At 69.1% G+C, this 16,347-nt stretch carries 16 protein-coding genes; 5 read left to right on the forward strand and 11 right to left on the reverse strand.

The annotated features are described in order from the left end of the window. Positions 1–375: 375 nt before the first annotated feature. Entirely contained in the window at positions 376–1,410 is a 1,035-nt protein-coding gene (locus tag BM085_RS38580; RefSeq protein ID WP_143121265.1) for a pentapeptide repeat-containing protein, read from the forward strand. Here the strand turns inward: BM085_RS38580 and BM085_RS38585 are convergent. Further along, positions 1,334–2,074 (reverse strand): DUF4158 domain-containing protein, encoded by a 741-nt coding sequence (locus tag BM085_RS38585; RefSeq protein ID WP_177245490.1) that lies wholly within the window; start codon positions 2,072–2,074, stop codon positions 1,334–1,336. The genes BM085_RS38580 and BM085_RS38585 overlap by 77 nt on opposite strands. Positions 2,075–2,380: 306 nt before the next feature. Further along, entirely contained in the window at positions 2,381–3,091 is a 711-nt protein-coding gene (locus tag BM085_RS44990; RefSeq protein WP_177245491.1) for a hypothetical protein, read from the reverse strand. Positions 3,092–3,362: 271 nt separating this feature from the next. Between BM085_RS44990 and BM085_RS38600 the strand changes: the two genes are divergently transcribed. Then, positions 3,363–3,623: a hypothetical protein gene (locus tag BM085_RS38600; protein ID WP_143121267.1), complete on the forward strand. Its 261-nt coding sequence runs from the start codon at positions 3,363–3,365 to the stop codon at positions 3,621–3,623. A gap of 229 nt (positions 3,624–3,852) precedes the next feature. Next, the gene (locus BM085_RS38605; RefSeq protein WP_093891725.1) at positions 3,853–4,593 is read left to right on the forward strand and encodes an alpha/beta fold hydrolase; all 741 of its coding nucleotides are present in this window, start codon (positions 3,853–3,855) and stop codon (positions 4,591–4,593) included. A 70-nt stretch (positions 4,594–4,663) separates the two neighbouring features. On the opposite strand, the gene BM085_RS44995 is transcribed toward BM085_RS38605, so the two are convergent. From BM085_RS44995 to BM085_RS38635, 6 genes are all read right to left on the reverse strand, one after another. After that, a complete protein-coding gene (locus BM085_RS44995) occupies positions 4,664–5,662 on the reverse strand; it encodes a hypothetical protein (RefSeq protein ID WP_177245492.1) in 999 nt (332 codons plus the stop codon). A gap of 181 nt (positions 5,663–5,843) precedes the next feature. After that, positions 5,844–7,382, reverse strand: a complete 1,539-nt coding sequence (locus BM085_RS38615; protein ID WP_093891726.1) for a glycoside hydrolase family 13 protein — start codon at positions 7,380–7,382, stop codon at positions 5,844–5,846. A gap of 39 nt (positions 7,383–7,421) precedes the next feature. Next, entirely contained in the window at positions 7,422–8,405 is a 984-nt protein-coding gene (locus tag BM085_RS38620) for a carbohydrate ABC transporter permease (RefSeq protein WP_218158951.1), read from the reverse strand. Between the two features lie 16 nt (positions 8,406–8,421). Continuing rightward, entirely contained in the window at positions 8,422–9,339 is a 918-nt protein-coding gene (locus BM085_RS38625) for a carbohydrate ABC transporter permease (RefSeq protein WP_093891727.1), read from the reverse strand. A gap of 65 nt (positions 9,340–9,404) precedes the next feature. Then, entirely contained in the window at positions 9,405–10,778 is a 1,374-nt protein-coding gene (locus tag BM085_RS38630; protein WP_093891728.1) for an ABC transporter substrate-binding protein, read from the reverse strand. Positions 10,779–11,061: 283 nt separating this feature from the next. Then, positions 11,062–12,084, reverse strand: coding sequence for a LacI family DNA-binding transcriptional regulator (locus tag BM085_RS38635; RefSeq protein ID WP_093891729.1), 1,023 nt, complete (start codon positions 12,082–12,084; stop codon positions 11,062–11,064). Positions 12,085–12,336: 252 nt separating this feature from the next. Between BM085_RS38635 and BM085_RS38640 the strand changes: the two genes are divergently transcribed. Both BM085_RS38640 and BM085_RS38645 read left to right on the forward strand, forming a co-directional pair. After that, positions 12,337–13,716 (forward strand): FAD-dependent oxidoreductase, encoded by a 1,380-nt coding sequence (locus tag BM085_RS38640; RefSeq protein ID WP_093891730.1) that lies wholly within the window; start codon positions 12,337–12,339, stop codon positions 13,714–13,716. Positions 13,717–13,855: 139 nt separating this feature from the next. After that, entirely contained in the window at positions 13,856–14,143 is a 288-nt protein-coding gene (locus BM085_RS38645; RefSeq protein ID WP_012891911.1) for an iron-sulfur cluster assembly accessory protein, read from the forward strand. 143 nt (positions 14,144–14,286) lie between these two features. On the opposite strand, the gene BM085_RS38650 is transcribed toward BM085_RS38645, so the two are convergent. From BM085_RS38650 to BM085_RS45000, 3 genes are all read right to left on the reverse strand, one after another. Then, positions 14,287–14,760, reverse strand: coding sequence for a hemerythrin domain-containing protein (locus tag BM085_RS38650; protein ID WP_093891731.1), 474 nt, complete (start codon positions 14,758–14,760; stop codon positions 14,287–14,289). Between the two features lie 29 nt (positions 14,761–14,789). After that, positions 14,790–15,971: a zinc-dependent alcohol dehydrogenase gene (locus BM085_RS38655; RefSeq protein WP_093891732.1), complete on the reverse strand. Its 1,182-nt coding sequence runs from the start codon at positions 15,969–15,971 to the stop codon at positions 14,790–14,792. 61 nt (positions 15,972–16,032) lie between these two features. Further along, on the reverse strand, positions 16,033–16,245 hold the full coding sequence (locus BM085_RS45000; RefSeq protein WP_093891733.1) for a hypothetical protein: 213 nt from the start codon (positions 16,243–16,245) through the stop codon (positions 16,033–16,035). Positions 16,246–16,347 lie beyond the last annotated feature (102 nt).

The following is a 16,347-nucleotide window of genomic DNA, read 5'->3' on the forward strand; positions in this document are numbered from 1 at the left end:
TGCCCGCGCCGCTCCTGCGCCGGCACGGCATCGGGGTGCATCCCGTGATCACTCACCGTAAAACGGGCGATGCGCCGACGTCGATGGTTTTCGCGGATCATCACCGATCCACCGTCAGACCCGCTCCGGACGGGTACGGACCCTTTCCCGATCACTGTCGGCGTGCAGGTCAGACAGAGCGGGCCGCGACATCGACGCCCCGAGCCGCCGCCCGCCGACCCACGCCGTGTCGGGGAGGTTCAGGCGGCGATCGGCAGGTCGGCGCGGGCCTGGTCCAGGTCGCTGTTCCAGATCCGCAGCCGGTGCGGGGGCGGCACCTGGCCACCTTCGGCATCTACGCCCGGCTTCGCATGGACACCAGGCAGAATGTCAACTATGTCCGACCTGCCTGATAACGATCATGTAGCGTCCGGTCGGATGTGGGCCGCGGGCGGCTGGAATGGGGGCATGCCGTTACTGCCGCGCCGTCCTTCCTCCCGAGCTGATGTGCCGGTTGTTGCGGTGGGAGTGGTAGTGCCGCCGCAGTTGCGTACTCCCCGGCCGGCGGCGTGGTGGATCGTGCCGGTCACGCTGCTGGTGGGCGGGGTGACCGGTGGGCTGGCCTGGCTACTGCTGGCGGCCGGGTGGAGCGCGGCCGAGGCCACCGCCCGTCAGGGCGCGATCCAGACCGCGCTGGCGGCCGGCGCCGGGGTCGGCGCGGCGGTCACGCTGATGCTGGCCTTCCGCCGGCAGCGTCACCAGGAGCACGCCGCGCACGTCACCGCCTACCTCGCCGAGCGCAACGCCGCACTGGCCGAACAGGTGGCCGACAACACCAAGCACGACGCCACCGAGCGCCGGGTGACCGACCTGTACACCAAGGCCGTCGAGCAGCTTGGCCACGGCAAGGCCGCTGTCCGCTTAGAAGGACGCCGAAGGCGAACGTCAGGTCCGCCTCACCGCCCAACGCATCCTCACCGACCATCTCGCGACGACCGCCCCGCAAACCAGCGCTCTACCCTCCCGGCCGCACCGACCTTCTGGGAAGGGGTGCGCCTGGACCTGACCGGCGCCCCCCTCATCGACTTCGACCTGACCGACGGCCATGTAACCGACGCCCGGTTCGATGGGGCGACCTTCACTGGGACCGCCCGGTTCGATGGGGCGACCTTCACCGGGAACACCTGGTTCGGTGGGGCGACCTTCGCCAAAGGCGCCTGGTTCGAGAAGGTGACCTTCACCGAGCACGCCGGGTTCGCCCGGGCGGCCTTGCCAACCGGCGGCCGTCGCCATGACGGCGCAGCGCCGAGGCGTCCGCGCGCATCCCGTACTTGGCCAGCTCACCCAACCGGCGCTACGGCACCAACGTTTCGGCACCCAGCTCCGCCAGCTCCAGGCCGTCGATCTCGCGCACCTGGTCCAAGGCCTTGATGATCGTCGGTCCGGACGCCCGCGGCGTCACGCCCTTGCGCCACCGCTCCAGGTCCGACACCCGCGACCCCGGCGGCACCTCCAACAGCTGGTCCAGGACGTAGCGCTGCCCGACCGTCAGCAGCCCCTCCAGCACACCCCACAACCGCTTGGTCGTGTCATCGCGAACTCGCGCGACCCGCCGCGCCAGCACCGTCACCCCCGGCAGCAGCACCTTGCGCTCCCGCAACCACCCCACTCCGTCAGTGAAGATCGCCTTCGGGCCGTCGCCCGACGTCCACGACCGCGCCGCCACCCACGCCGCGAACTCCCCGTCGACGTCGGTGAAGTCCTTCCACCCATACGCCCGCCGGATGTCTCGCTGGTGATCGAACGGCGTCTCCCGCCGCTCGGTGTACCGCTTCACCTGCGAGGCGTCCTCGACACCCAGCTGCTCGGCCACGAACTCCAGCACCGCACCCGGCACGTCCAGAGGGTCCTCCAGGAACGTCCCCAGCCAGCGCACCGTCACCAGCTGAAGAGCGAACCCCAGCCGCATGTGCTCGCCGCGCCGCTGCCCTATCAGCGCCCGATCCTCATCATCGAGGAAGAACACCCGCTCCAGATCAGCCTGCGCCGGCGGCCCCGTGAACCGCCCGTACGCAGCCGCTTCATCATCAGTCAAGAACTCCACAGGCATAACCCGCAAAGTAAGACCAACCAGCAGACCGACCACCCAGAGCGATCAAACCGTTACAAGATCCCTGCCCGGCCGACGCCACCCGCATCCGAACCACCAGTGGCGGTAACGCGCGCGCCGATACCCCCCTAACGCCACTGACGGTTCGGTTGCTGCTCAACCCCCGCTACAAAGGCGATCTTGACGACGATTCGGTGACGAGGGCTGTTTGCCCTGGAGGGGCGTTGGTGGGACTGCGATCAATGAGGCCCAGATGCTGGACCTGGGCGATGTGCGGCTGGGATCCCGGGGTTACCACTTCTTCCACTCGTTTTTCTCATAGCACTTGTGCAGCCACCACGTGAGCTTTGGCATGCCCGTCCAGCCCAGGTAGGGCCCGTGCCCTAGCACGCATCGCGCCTTCTTGAGCCCCTCCGGGGTCCAGCTCCTGCCGCTGGTGCACTGGGGGATGAACTTCTTCACGATCGGCTTATTGCACAACCACTTGATGTTGGGGGTCGGCGGCCTGCTCATGGACCCGGCGGCGCTGGAAGTCGCCGCGGGGGTCAGGGCCTGGGTTGCCGCTTGCGCCGTCCCGCCCGCGAGCACCAGGGCGAACGTACCCGCCGCGACTGCGGTGCCGAACTTTGCGATGGCCTTCATGTCATCTCCTTCGCTCATGAGTCGCTGTAGGAGTGAAGCTAGGCCGGGCCTTGTTGAGGTTGTGTTGAGGATCCGTGAAGCGGTCTCCCTTGCTCTGGGCTGCTCAAGCGACCGGCCGCCGCCCGCAACGGCGGCATCCTCGACCTGGACGTCCGGGACGAGCGCGTCCAGCAGATCGTGCTTGGCACGCCCGGCGCCGCCGAGCTGGTCGATAACCTGGTGGCGTACGCGATGCTGCCGGCAGGCCCGCGCTCCATCGCCATCGGATGCGCCTCCGTAGTCCGGAAAAGGGCGCCCGCCGTCGCCGAACTTCTGGCCCGTCGCGTCCGCCAGCTCGGCCGCCTGGTCGACGTCGACCATCGCCACGTCCACCTGCCCCGGGTCGTCGCCTCCGCCTGAGATGCGTACGGCCCGCACCCGAGACGGGAACGGGCCGTACGGCTGGGCGGGTCAGCCGTGGATCGGGCAACCCTCCGGGCACGCGCACCCCTTGTGCCCAGGGCGTGGGGGTGGGTCGGCGCCGTGGGGCTGGTGGCCGGCGGCGGTGAAGTTGTTGTTCCGTAAAACTCCGCCCAAAAACTCCGCCTAAATCGATACGCTCCGATAACCGGACCAGGCGGAGGTTTAGAGCATGGCGAAATGCAACGGTTGCAAAAAAGAAGTCTCAGAGGGAAAGCTCTGCTCGTTGTGCATAGCGAAGATGATCAGCTACCACGACGGGGACTACAACGACGAAAACGACCCCGCCGTGCGGCTCTACCACGAGACCGCCGCCAAAATGAACTCGCCGAAGCCCTCCTCGGACGGGTGCGCTCTCGTCTTGTTCGCCATCATGTCCCTTTCCGCCATCCTCGCGGCCGCGGGGATAGGTATAGGGAACTTCATCAGTTAAGCCGGCCAGAGAGATGGGGTCTCGGTAGTAATCGCGGAAAATCCAACGGATATCGCTGACCAGCGTCGACGTGGAGCGCCCGGGTCAGGCCAGCGGCATCCTCGGCCCGGCCCACTGCCCCCACCAACCGGCACGCCAGCCTGCGGTGCCCTCACGTCAGAGCAGGTCAGAGGCATATCCGTTGGATTTTCCGCGATTACTACCGAGACCCCTACTTGTACTGCGGCTGATGACACGGACCCGAGTGGGGGGCCTTGTCCAGCGTCTGGAAGACGAGTTCACCGTCGTCACCTACGACCGGCGGGGGCTGTCACGCAGCACGATCCACGACCCGTCCCGGCCGGTCACCATGGCCACACACGCCGACGACGCGCATCGGCTGCTCGCTGCGGTCACCAGCGCGCCCGCGCACATGCTCGGCTGCAGCATGGGCGCGGTGATCGGCCTGCACCTCGCGGTCGAGCATCCCGGCCAACTCGACACTCTCATCGCGCACGAACCGGTTGCGCCCTGGCTGCTCGCTGCCGGTGACCGCGCCGCCCATCTGTGTGAACTGGAGCACTGCCAGCAGGTTTTCCGTGCTGAGGGCTGGCAGGCCGCGCTCGCGCCGATGGCCCGCACACTCGGCATCAACCCTGCCGACCAGGACGTCGAGCCTGGTGTACGCCTGCCGTCGATCACCGCCGAACGCGCCGCCGACTTCGGCTACTTCCTCGGCCACGACTTCACCGCCGTCCGCGAGGACCGGCTTGACGTCGCGGCTCTGCGGCGCAGTACGGTCCGGACCATTCCCGCCGCCGGCCACACCACCCCACCGCACGTCTTCGACCGCAAATGTGCCACCGAACTGGCCCGCCTGCTCGCCACCGACGTCGCAGTCTTCGCCGGTGGACACAACGGCAACATGACCCATCCAGGCGCCTACGCCACTCGGGTACGGGCCCTCATCACCGGAGATCAGGCCGCGTAGTCCTATGCCGGGATGGTGCGGTATCTGTCGGACGCCCCGCTGCGTCGGCGAGTGGCGGAGGCGGGGGATCTCATCCGGCTTCGAGCGGATCCCAGCCGTGGGCGTAGCGCAGCAGGGAGCCGGCGAGATCCTCGTTGCCGGCGGCCCACACGTCGTCGAACAGGAACCACTGCTGGTGGCCGAAGAAGTCGTTCATGTGGATCGACATCTGGGCCAGGTGGCGGGAGTGCCGGATGAGGGTCCGGTCCGGATCCCGGCCCTGCTCCAGCCCGGCGCTCTCCAGCGCCCGCATGGAGCCCTCGTGCAGGGAGCGGTGATCCCCGATGAGAGGCTGCTCCAGGTCCGGCCACCGGTTGCAGCGGCTCAGCGCCGGCTCGATCCCGTCGTCTCCGGGGGCCGTCAGAGCGCGCAGCGCCAGCAGCTCTGACGGCCAGTCGCCGCTGCGGGGTTCGAGCTCCCGCAGGTGGGCCGCGAGCCCCGGCAGCCGGACCCCCGGAAAGGAGCGCGGGGCCAGCCAGCCGATGCTCTCGCTGTCGCAGAACGTCAACAGGACCGCGTAGGTGACGCCCTCTCCCCCGGGCAGGGCCGGCGCGAGCTCCTCGACCGGGACCGGCGGGGTGAACGGGCCCGCCGCCCCGCCGGTGGTCTCGGGCAGCGGCCAGCCGTCGTGCACCAGGTAGGCCAGGCGGTCCGCCCGGGTCTTCACCAGGGAGTCGTCGAAGAAGAAGTACGCGAGCTCGACCTCGTCGTCGTCGGTCAGCACCCGGACGCTCAGCCCGTCCGCCTGCACCTCTCCCTCGACGTACAGATGCCGCCGCAGGAGGTCACGGAGCTCCTGCCACGTGCCGGGGGCCGCGATCCCCTCCCGGCGGGCGGCGTCGAAGATCGTGCCGAACCCGTAGACGGACCCCCCGAGCTCGGCCACGATCCACTCGTCGGTGTCGTGGCCCTCCTCCACCACGGCCGCCCAGCCCCGGCGGAACCAGTCGAGCACCGTGGCGTCGGGAAGGTGACGGACCCGCTTGCTGAGCGGGCCTTCGTAGTGGCTGCGGTACACAAAGAGGGTCATGCCGTCAAGATTCCAGAGGCCCCCGACAATTCCCGGACGGAGGCGTGACGGAGGCCGGCCGCCGCCGGGTGTCCCGGCGGCGGGTACGGCGGGCAGCCCTGACAGGGCTCCCGGGGGGCTCCCTTTTGGGGGGAGGGGGACGTCGTCCGGGTCGTGCGAGCGACGCGGCGGCGCGGACCGATCAGGACGCGCGGAGCCATACGGCGGTGTCGGAGGGGAGTTCACCGGCGTCGAGAGGGCCGCTGGCCAGCAACACGGCGTCGTGGGGCGGCAGTGCCACCGGCCCGGGACCGAGGTTGACCACGCAGGTGAGGCCGCTCTCGCGGGTGAAGGCCAGCACGTCGTCCCCGGCTTCGAGCCAGGTCAGGGCGCCGTCGCCGAGCTCCTCGCGGCGGATGCGCAGGGCGGCGCGGTAGAGGTTGAGCATCGAGCCCAGATCCGCTCCCTGAGCCTCGACGGTGACCTTCTTCCACGCCTCCGGCTGCGGCAGCCACGAGGTCCCCGCGCCGAAGCCGAACGGCGTCTCCTCTCCCGACCAGGGCAGGGGCACGCGGCAGCCGTCCCGGCCGGCGACGGTGTGTCCCGAACGGTGCCACATCGGATCCTGGCGGAGCTCGTCGGGGATGTCCTCGACCTCGGGGAGGCCGAGCTCCTCACCCTGGTAGACATAGACGCTGCCGGGCAGCGCCATGGCCAGCAGCGCCGCCGCCCTGGCCCGGCGGTGGCCGAGTTCGAGGTCGGAGGGCACCCCGTCCCTGCGGTCGCCGTTGTCCCAGGAGGTGTCGGCCCTGCCGTACCGCGTGACCGGACGGGCGACGTCGTGGTTGGACAGCACCCAGGTCGCCGGAGCGCCGAGCCGCCCGTGCGTGGCCAGGGTCTGCCGGATCGACTCACGCAGCGCGGCCGGGCTCCAGGGGCTGCCCAGGAAGTCGAAGTTGAAGGCGGTGTGCAGCTCGTCGGAGCGCAGGTAGCGGGCGAAGCGCTCCTGGTCGGGAAACCAGACCTCGCCGATCAGCAGCCGCCCGTCGTACTCGTCGGACAGCCGCCGCCAGCTCCGGTAGACGTCGTGCACCTCGGCGAGGTCGGTGTAGCCGTCGGGGTCGCCGCCGTCGAAGTCCTTGACCAGCACGGCGGCCGAGTCGATGCGGATGCCGTCGATGCCGCGGTCGAACCAGAACCGCAGTACATCGTGGAACTCCTGGTGCACCTCCGGATTGGTCCAGTTGAAGTCGGGCTGCTCGGGCGCGAACAGGTGCAGGTACCACTGCCCGTCGGGGACCTGCGTCCAGGCCGGGCCTCCGAAGATGGACTTCCAGTCGTTGGGCTCGTCCTTGAACCAGAACCGCTCCCTGGCCGCCGACCCCGGTCCGGCGGCCAGCGCCTCCCGGAACCAGGCGCTCTGGTCGGAGCTGTGGTTGGGCACCACGTCGATGATGACGCGGATGCCCAGCTCGTGGGCTTCCTCGATGAACTGCTCCGCCTCGGCGAGGGTGCCGAAGGACGGTTCGATGTCGCGGTAGTCGGCCACGTCATAGCCGCCGTCGGCCATCGGCGAGGGATACCAGGGGTTGAGCCAGATCGCGTCGACTCCCAGGTCGGAGAGGTACGGCAGGCGCGCGCGGAGACCCGCGAGGTCGCCGACGCCGTCGCCGTTGCCGTCGGCGAAACTCCGGAGGTAGACCTGGTAGATCGCGGCTCCCCGCCACCACGTTTCAGACATGCTGCGACAACTCCTTGCGGTTGACGATGGGTGACGAGGTCAGCCCTTGAGGCTGCCGGCGGTCAGACCGGCCATGATGCTGCGCTGGAAGACGAAGAAAACGATGATCGCCGGAAGGCTCGCGATCACCAGTGCCGCGATGAGGACGTTCTGCGGCATCTGGGCCGAGAGGGAGGCGATGCCCACGCTGATGGACATGTTCTCGCTGTCCGGCAGCACGAGCAGCGGCCAGACGAAGTCCTTCCAGACGGTGACCACCGACAGGATCGAGACCACGCCGATGATCGGCCGGGAGACCGGCAGCACGATCGACCACAGGATGCGTGAGGCGGAGGCGCCGTCGATCTGGGCGGCCTCGAGCAGTTCCCTGGGGATCGAGTCGAAGAACCGCTTGAGCAGGAAGATGTAGAACCCGTTGGCCGCCGCGGGGAGCCAGATCGCCCACGGCGTGTTCAGCAGGTCCCAGCCGAGGATCGGCAGATCCTTGACCGTCAGGTAGGCGGGCAGCAGGATGACCATCGGCGGGATCATCAGCGTGGCCAGCATCAGGCCCAGGACCAGGTTGCCCAGCACCGGCCGCAGCTTGGACAGCGCGTAGGCCGCCGTGACGTCGACGGCCAGCGTGAACAGCAGGGCTCCGCCGGCGTACAGGAGCGTGTTGCCGAGGAACTGCCCCAGATTGAGCTGGTCCCACGCCTCGGCGTACACCGCGAAGTCGAGCGACTCGGGGAAGAAGCCGGGCGGCATCTGGGCGAGTTCCTCGGGCGACCTCAAGGCGCCGGTGACCATCCAGTAGAGCGGGAACACGAAGGCCGCGGTGAAGCCCAGCACGACCGTGACCAGCACGATCCAGTAGATCACCCGTCCCCGGGGGGTCTTCAGCGTGTGCGGGGAGACCACACCGCGGAACTGCGGCGCGGCCTCCTTGCGGCGTCCGCGCGTGCCGCGCCCGGCCTTGACGGGGGCGGAGTCCGGCCGCCGGGAGGGAGCCGGGCGGCTCGGCTGAACGGTGGCGTTCGACATGGGTGCTACTGCCTCCCTAGTTCTGGTTGTCCCGCGAGATACGCAGGTAGAAGGCGGAGAACACCATCAGCACGAGCATGAGCATCAGCCCCAGCGCGCCACCGGCGCCGAAGTCCCCGAAGTTGAACGCGTACTGGTACATCAGGTAGGCGACGGTCAGCGTCGCGTTCTCCGGGCCGCCGCCGGTCAGCAGGTACGGCTCGATGAACACCTGCATGGTGGCGACGATCTGCAGCAGCAGCATCACCATCAGGATCAGCTTGGTCTGCGGGATCGTGACATGCCAGACCCGCTTGAAGAGCCCGGCCCCGTCCAGCTCGGCCGCCTCGTACAGCTCGCCCGGGATGCTCTGCAGCGCCGCGAGGTAGATCAGGGTCCCGGTGCCCAGGTTCATCCAGGTGGAGACGGCGACCAGGGACAACAGGGCGGTGTCGGTGGAGTCCAGCCAGCTCAGCGCCGGGATGTTCACCAGGTCCAGAATCTGGTTGAAAAGGCCGGGACCCGGGTCGTAGAACCACTTGAACAGCAGCACGCCGACGGCCGGCGGCAGCATCACCGGCAGGTACACCACGAACCTGAGATACGCCTTCGCGTGCCTCAGCTCGTTGAGGATGATCGCCGCCGCGAACGGCACGCAATACCCGAAGACGAGCGCCAGGCCGGTGAACGCGGCGGTGTTGATCCAGGCGTCGGCGAAGGCCGCGTCGTCGATCACCGTGCCGAAGTTCTCCAGCCCCACCCAGGTGGGCTCGTCGACGAAGTTCGTTTGCTGGAAGCTGAGCAGGATCTCCCGCACCATCGGGTACCAGGAGAAGAACGCGAAGCAGATCAGCGCCCCGCAGAGGAAGCCGTACGCCGTGAGGTTACGCCGCACGCCGCGCCGGAACGCCCCAGGGGTCCGGCGCCGTGATCCCTTCACGGTCATCGTGGTCATTGGTTGTTTTCCGATCTCGACGTCTGGCGGGGTGCCGACCGGCCGGCACCCCGGGTATCAGAGGGTCAGCTGGACTTGGCCAGCACCTTGTTGGCCTTCGCCTCGGCATCGGCGAGCAGCTGGTCGATGTCGGCGTCCTGCCTGGTCAGCACCGCCGACATGGCCACGTCGAGGATGGCGTAGAGCTCCTGCGCCTTCGGCGGTTCGATCTTGTTCTGGATCGTGGTGGACGCCTCCGCGTAGGGAGCGAAGTGCTCCACCGGCACGGTGGCGAACTTCTTGCGCGTCTCGACGATCTGCCTGCCGGGGGCGCTGTCGCCGTACAGGTCCGGGGTGGGGAGGCCGACCGGCCGGCCCTGACCCTTGTTCCGCTCGTAGTTGAACTGTCCCTGGTCGGGGGTCAGCTCGTGGTATTCCAGCCAGAGGAGCCCGGCCTTGATCTGCTCGGGCGTCGCCTTGGGGTTGAACATGTAGCCGTCGCCGCCGCTGAGCGAGGCCTTGGCCTCCGGCAGCGCCGTCACGCCGTAGTCGTCGAACTTGCCCTTGAAGTCGTTGTTGACCGACTGGACGACGTCGGGGGCGCCGATCATCATGCCGAGCTTGCCGCCGCCCATCATGCGCATCAGGTCCTCCCACTGCAGGAGCTGCTTGGCGCCCATGCTGTTGTCGGTCCAGCGCATCTTCTTGAGGTTCTCCAGGACGGCCTTGCCCTCGGGGCTGTTGAAGGCGGCCGTCTTGCCGTCGGGGCCGACCATCTCGCCGCCGCGGCCGTAGAGGGAGGCGGTGAAGTGCCAGCCGCCGGTGTTGCCCGCGCTGTACTCGCCGAACCCGACGTAGCCGGGACCGAGCCCGGCGATCTTCTTGGCCGCCTCCTGCACCTCGGCCCAGGTCTTGGGTGGGCTGTCGGGGTCCAGGCCGGCCTGGGTGAACAGCTTGCGGTTGTAGACCAGGCCCGTGGAGTAGTTGGTCCTGGGCAGGCCGTAGGTCTTGTCACCGTTCTTGAAGACGCTCATGACATCGGGCCGCAGGTCGCCCAGCTTGGTGACGCTGCCGACATAGGGGCTGATGTCGGCCGCCTGACCGGCCGCGACGATCTTCTGGATGTCGGTGAAGTAGACGTAGAAGACGTCCTCCATCGTGCCGCCGGCCAGCTTGGCCTGGAAGGTGTCCGGGTTGATGCAGGGGAAGGCGTCCTTGCTCTCGATCGTGATGTTCGGGTGCAGTTTCTGGAACGCGGCGACGTCCTCGTCCCACGCCTTGCGCTCGAACGGGTTGCTCTTGGGGGGCTGGCAACCCACGGTGATCGTGACCGGGGCGTCGGCGGCCGCGCTGCCCGGCTTGGTGTCAGCGGGCTTGGCGGCGCCGTTGTCACTGCCGCAACCTGCGGCGGTGAGGACGATGCCCGCGGCGAGCAGCATCGAGAGGTTGCGGGGCTTCATAGGGGACTCCTTGGCGGGTCGGTTGCGAGAAACATATAGAGGCGTGCAGGAGCTAGCAAGAGTCCGTCATGCTTGATGCAAAAAAGTGACAGTGAGCTAGCCGACGGCGCGCCGCAACGTCCTTGCGCCACCGGGAGAACGGGACGGACCTGCGACAACGCGCCCGACGCCGGCGGAGTCACCGATCGCTTGCATGCTGTTGCACGGCCGCATCATTGTTCTGTCGCGGTTTTTAGCCGTGAGCGCGCCGGGGACGCACAGGACCCGGCAGGCGCCGGCACCTTCAGGCCGGCACGGCCCTGCGGCGCGCCGGAGCCGTGGAGGCCCGCACCACCAGCTCGGGCTCGAACAGCAGCTCGTCACCGGGCACGGCGCCCGCGTCGATCTGGGCGATGAGCAGGTCCACCGCCGCGCGCCCCATCGCCTCGATCGGCTGACGCACCGTGGTCAGCGGCGGCTCGGTGCGGTTCATCAGCGCCGAGTCGTCGTAACCGATCACCGAGACGTCCCGCGGCACCGGCAGGCCGGCCCGGCGGGCGGCGCGCACCGCCCCGAGGGCGAGCAGGTCGCCACCGCAGACGAACCCGGTGAAGCCGCGCCGCAGCAGCCGGGTGGCGGCGGCGTGGCCTCCCTCCAGGGAGAACATGGTGTGCTCGACGGAGTCCTCGGCGAACTCCAGGCCGTGACCCCCGGCGTAGGCGGCGAAGGCGTCCATCCTGCGGCGCGAGGGCATGTGGTCGGGAGGACCCAGGATCATCCCGATGCGCTCGTGCCCGAGGGCCCGCAGGTGCCCGGCGGCCATCCGCGCGGCGGCCACGTCGTCGCAGGAGACCTGGGGGAAGCCGAGGTGTTCCACCGCCGCGTTCACCAGGACGGCGGGCAGGCGGCGCTCCCGGATCCGCTCGTAGTGCTCGTGGGAGGCGTCCCGCTGGGCGTACATCCCCCCGGCGAAGACCACTCCGGAGACGTGCTGGGAGAGCAGCAGGTCGACGTAGTCGGACTCCGAGACCCCGCCCACCGTCCCGGTGCACAGCACGGAGGTGAAGCCCTGCTGGGCGAGCGCGCCGCCGACGACCTCCGCGAACGCGGGGAAGATCGGGTTCTGCAGCTCGGGGAGGACCAGCCCCACCAGGCGGGCGCGGTTGCCGCGCAGCCGGGTCGGACGCTCGTAGCCGAGGGTGTCGAGCGCCGCCAGCACGGCCTTGCGCGTCGCCTCCGAGACACCGGGCCTGCCGTTGAGCACGCGACTCACCGTCGCCTCGCTCATGCCGACCTTCTTGGCCACCTCGGCAAGCCTGCGTGTCATGAATGCAAGTGTACGACAAAATCCGCAAAATATTGCATGGATTTTTCACTACCATGCCGGAGGACGGGAACGCACGCGCCGCCCGGCGGCGCCGTACGGAACCCCCCCGCTCACCCGCGGCGCACCCGGGCCCGCGAACGGGACGCTTCCGAGCAGGCCCACCACGGGAGCCGAGTCGCTCCACCACCGTTTGAGACCCGCCTGACGAGGAAGTCTCCCCTCCTGGCTGAATTTTTCGGGGGTGGGCCGGCGATGACGGAACGACTGGTGGTGATCGGGGGCGACGCCGCGGGGATGAGCGCCGCCTCGCAGGCGCGGGGCAGGCGTGACCCGCAGGATCTGCGGATAGTCGCCTTCGAGAAGGGCCGTCACGCCTCCTACTCCGCGTGCGGGATCCCCTACCTGGTGGGCGGGGAGGTGTCCGACCCGCAGGACCTGGTCGCGCGGCGGCCCGAGGTCTTCCGCGACGAGCTGGACATAGACCTGCGGCTGCGCAGCGAGGTCACCGAGATCGACCTCGGCCGCCGCGCGGTGGCCGTACACGACCGCCGCGGCGGCGGCCGGTACTGGGAGCCCTTCGACCAGCTCGTCATCGCGACCGGCGGCCTGCCGCACCGCCCCGACCTGCCCGGCGTACAGGCCAGGGGCGTGTACGGCGTGCAGACCCTCGACGACGGCATCGCCCTGCTGGACGCCCTGGAGTCCGAGCGCCCCCGCAGGGCCGTGGTGGTCGGCGCCGGATACATCGGCCTGGAGATGGCCGAGGCCCTGGTACGGCGGGGCCTGGAGGTGTCGCTCATCGACGGGGGCGATCAGCCGATGGGCACGCTCGATCCGGACATGGGCGCCCTGGTCGCCGACGCCCTGCGCGACCTGGGGATCAAGGTGTTCCTCGGCGAGCCCGTCGAGGGCTTCTCCGAGTCCGGCGGGCGGGTCACCGCGGCCCGCACCGGGAGCCGGAGCGTACAGGCGGACCTGGTCGTCCTCGGCCTCGGCAGCCGCCCGAACACGGCCCTGGCCGAGGCCGCCGGCGTCCCGGTCGGCGAGACCTCGGGGATCCGGACCGACCGGCGGATGCGCACCGCGGTCGAGGGCGTCTGGGCGGCCGGCGACTGCGTGGAGACCTTCCACCTGGTCTCCCGGCGCCCGGTCGCGATCGCGCTCGGCACCCACGCCAACAAGCAGGGGCGCGCCGCGGGCATCAACATCGGCGGCGGGTACGCCGCCTTCCCCGGCGTCGTCGGCACGGCGGTGTCGAAGATCTGCGAGTACGAGGTGGCGCGCACGGGCCTGACCACGGCCGAGGCGGCGGAGGCCGGGTTCGAGACGGTCGAGGAGATCGTGGAGTCCACCACGCGCGCCGGCTACTACCCCGGCGCGCGCCGGATGCGGACAAAGATGATCGCCGACCGCCGGACCGGCCGGCTGCTGGGCGCCCAGATCGTCGGGCAGGAGGGCGCGGCCAAGCGCATCGACGCCCTGGCCATCGCCGTCTGGCAGGAGATGAGCGTGGAGGACGTGAGCGGGCTCGACCTGTCCTACGCTCCCCCGTTCGCCCCGGTGTGGGATCCCATCCTGATCACCGCGCGCAAGACGGCGGAACGCGTGGAGCGACTCGGCACGCGGGGCTGACCTCGGCGATGCGCCTCCGCCTCCGGCACGCTCCCGGCGGTACGGCCTCTGCCAGGGGGAATCCAGGGAGACATGGTTGGGCCGGTTCAGAGCGGGAAAGGGCGAAGAATCCCAGACCCGATCCCGACAAGGAGTCACAATGCTCACATTGACCGACACCGCGGCACAGGTGATCCGGGACCTCAGCTCGCAGGTAGCGGATTCCACCGACACCGGTGTCCGTATCTCCTCACAGGCTGACGGCACAGGATCCCTCCTGCTCTCGGTCGTGGACGGCCCCGAATCCAACGACAAGGTGGTCGAGTCGGAAGGAGCGAGGATCTTTCTGGATCCCACCGCCGCGGACATGCTCGATGACAAGGCTCTCGACGCGGATATCGACGAGGGGGGATCGGTGGCCTTCCTCGTGACCGAGCAACACCCCTGAGGTAACCGGAGACTCACAGGGCCCCGACCGCCACAGCGGTCGGGGCCCTGTCCTCTCCACCCCGAAGACGTCCTCGCGTCCTTTGATGCCCGCGGCGCCTGTCGGCGTCCTGAAACCCGCTCCCGGTGTCAGGAGAAGGTCGACTACTTGTCCGCGCTGCTCACCGCGAGGGGGTCAGCGGGCGCCTCGGCCTTGGCCTTCTCCATCCGCTCGCCGAGTTCCTGGAGCCGGTTGCGCCCCATGGCCTCGCGCACCTTCGGGAACCACTCCTCTTCCTCCTCCTCGACGTGATGGCGCACGTTCTCCATCAGGACGGTGACCTTGGCGACGAACCGCTCGTCCTCGGGGTCCATCCCCCGCAGTTCGGAGAGCATCCAGACCACCACGTGGTGCTCCTCCACGCTCTCCAGGATGTGGTCGACGGTGTCGGGAGCGCCCTCGCGGGCGGCCGGGTAGAAGATCTCCTCCTCGATGTAGGCGTGGGTGGTGAGCTCTTCGATGATCTTGTCGACGATGTCCCGCTTCTTCTTGTGGGCGCCGTCCCCGGCCTTCTCGAACTCCTTGAACAGCTTCTCGACGGTCTTGTGGTCGTCCTTCAGAAGAACGATGGCGTCCATGCTTTCCTCTCTCACGATCTTGTGGGTCCCTACGGATTGAGCAGAACCTTGACTGCCCCGTCCTGCTTCTTCTGGAAGATCTCGTAGCCGTGCGGGGCCTGATCCAGCGGGAGCCGGTGGGTGGCCAGGTCCATGACCGCGAGCGGGTCGGAATCGTCGGTCACCAGCGGCATCAGGTCGTCGATCCAGCGCTTGACGTGGGCCTGACCCATCCGCAGGGTGATGCCCTTGTCGAACATCCTCAGCATCGGCATCGGGTCGGCCATGCCGCCGTAGACGCCGACGATCGAGACCGTGCCGCCGCGCCGTACCGTCTCCATCGACTGGTTCAGGGCCGCGAGCCGGTCCACGCCCGCGGTGGACATCAGCGGGGCGGCGATCGCGTCGGGCAGTATCCCGGTGACGGTCTGGGCGAGCTTGGCGGCCGGGGATCCGTGCGCCTCCATGCCGACCGCGTCGATGACCGAGTCGGGGCCGCGTCCGCCGGTCAGCTCGCGGATCGCCTCGGGGACGTCGTCGGTCACGGAGGCGTCCAGCACCTCCACGTCATGCCTGCGCGCCATCGCGAGCCGTTCCTGGACTCCGTCGACCCCGATGACCCGGTAGCCGAGGTGCCTGGCGATCCGGGCGGACATCTGCCCGATGGGGCCCAGGCCGAAGACGGCCACGGTGCCGCCGTCGGGGACGTCGGCGTAACGGACCGCCTGCCAGGAGGTGGGCAGCACGTCGGACAGGTAGACGAACCGCTCGTCCGGCGGCCCATGGGGGACCTTGACCGGGCCGAACTGGGCCTGCGGGACCCGTAGGTACTCCGCCTGCGCCCCCGGCACCTCGCCGTACAGCTTGGTGTAGCCGAACAGGGCCGCGCCCATGCCGTGGTCACGGACCTGGGTGGTCTCGCACTGGGCGAACAGCTTCATCTCGCACATGTGGCAGTGGCCGCAGGAGATGTTGAAGGGGATGACCACCCTGTCGCCGGGCTTGATGTGGGTGACCTCCGCGCCGACCTCCTCCACGATGCCCATCGGCTCGTGACCGAGGATGTCGCCCTCTCCGATGAAGGGCCCCAGGACCTCGTACAGATGCAGGTCGGAGCCGCAGATCGCGGTGGTGGTGAGCCTGACGATCGCGTCGGTCGGTTCCTTGATCGCCGGATCCGGAACCTCCTCGACCCGCACGTCGCGCTTGCCGTGCCAGGTGAGAGCCTTCATGGTCTTCTCCTCTCAGGTCGTGCGGGACAGGCCGGGGCGCGCCGCCGGTGCCGGTGGGCACTCAGCGCACCCGCGGCAGGACCTCCTTGGCGTAGAAGTCGAAGAAGGCGTCCTGCTCCTCTCCGATCTGGTTGACGTACACCTCGGTGCAGCCCGCGTCGAGGTACTCCCCGATCGCCTGGGCGGTGATCGCGGGGTGGACCCGGACCGGCGGGCAGGTGACCGCGGTCGTGATGGGCAGCGATGATCCCCATACCCCCTGTGACGAGCCCAAACGGATCACCTCTGCCAGGTCGCCCGGATCCGGCGGCCCGGCAGCGGGCCGTCAGCCGCCGGCGCCGAGGAACCGGCGCAGTCCGGCCGCGAGCTCGGCCGG

The sequence above is a fragment of the Streptosporangium canum genome (assembly GCF_900113865.1).
In the GTDB taxonomy this organism is placed as follows: Bacteria; Actinomycetota; Actinomycetes; order Streptosporangiales; family Streptosporangiaceae; genus Streptosporangium; species Streptosporangium canum.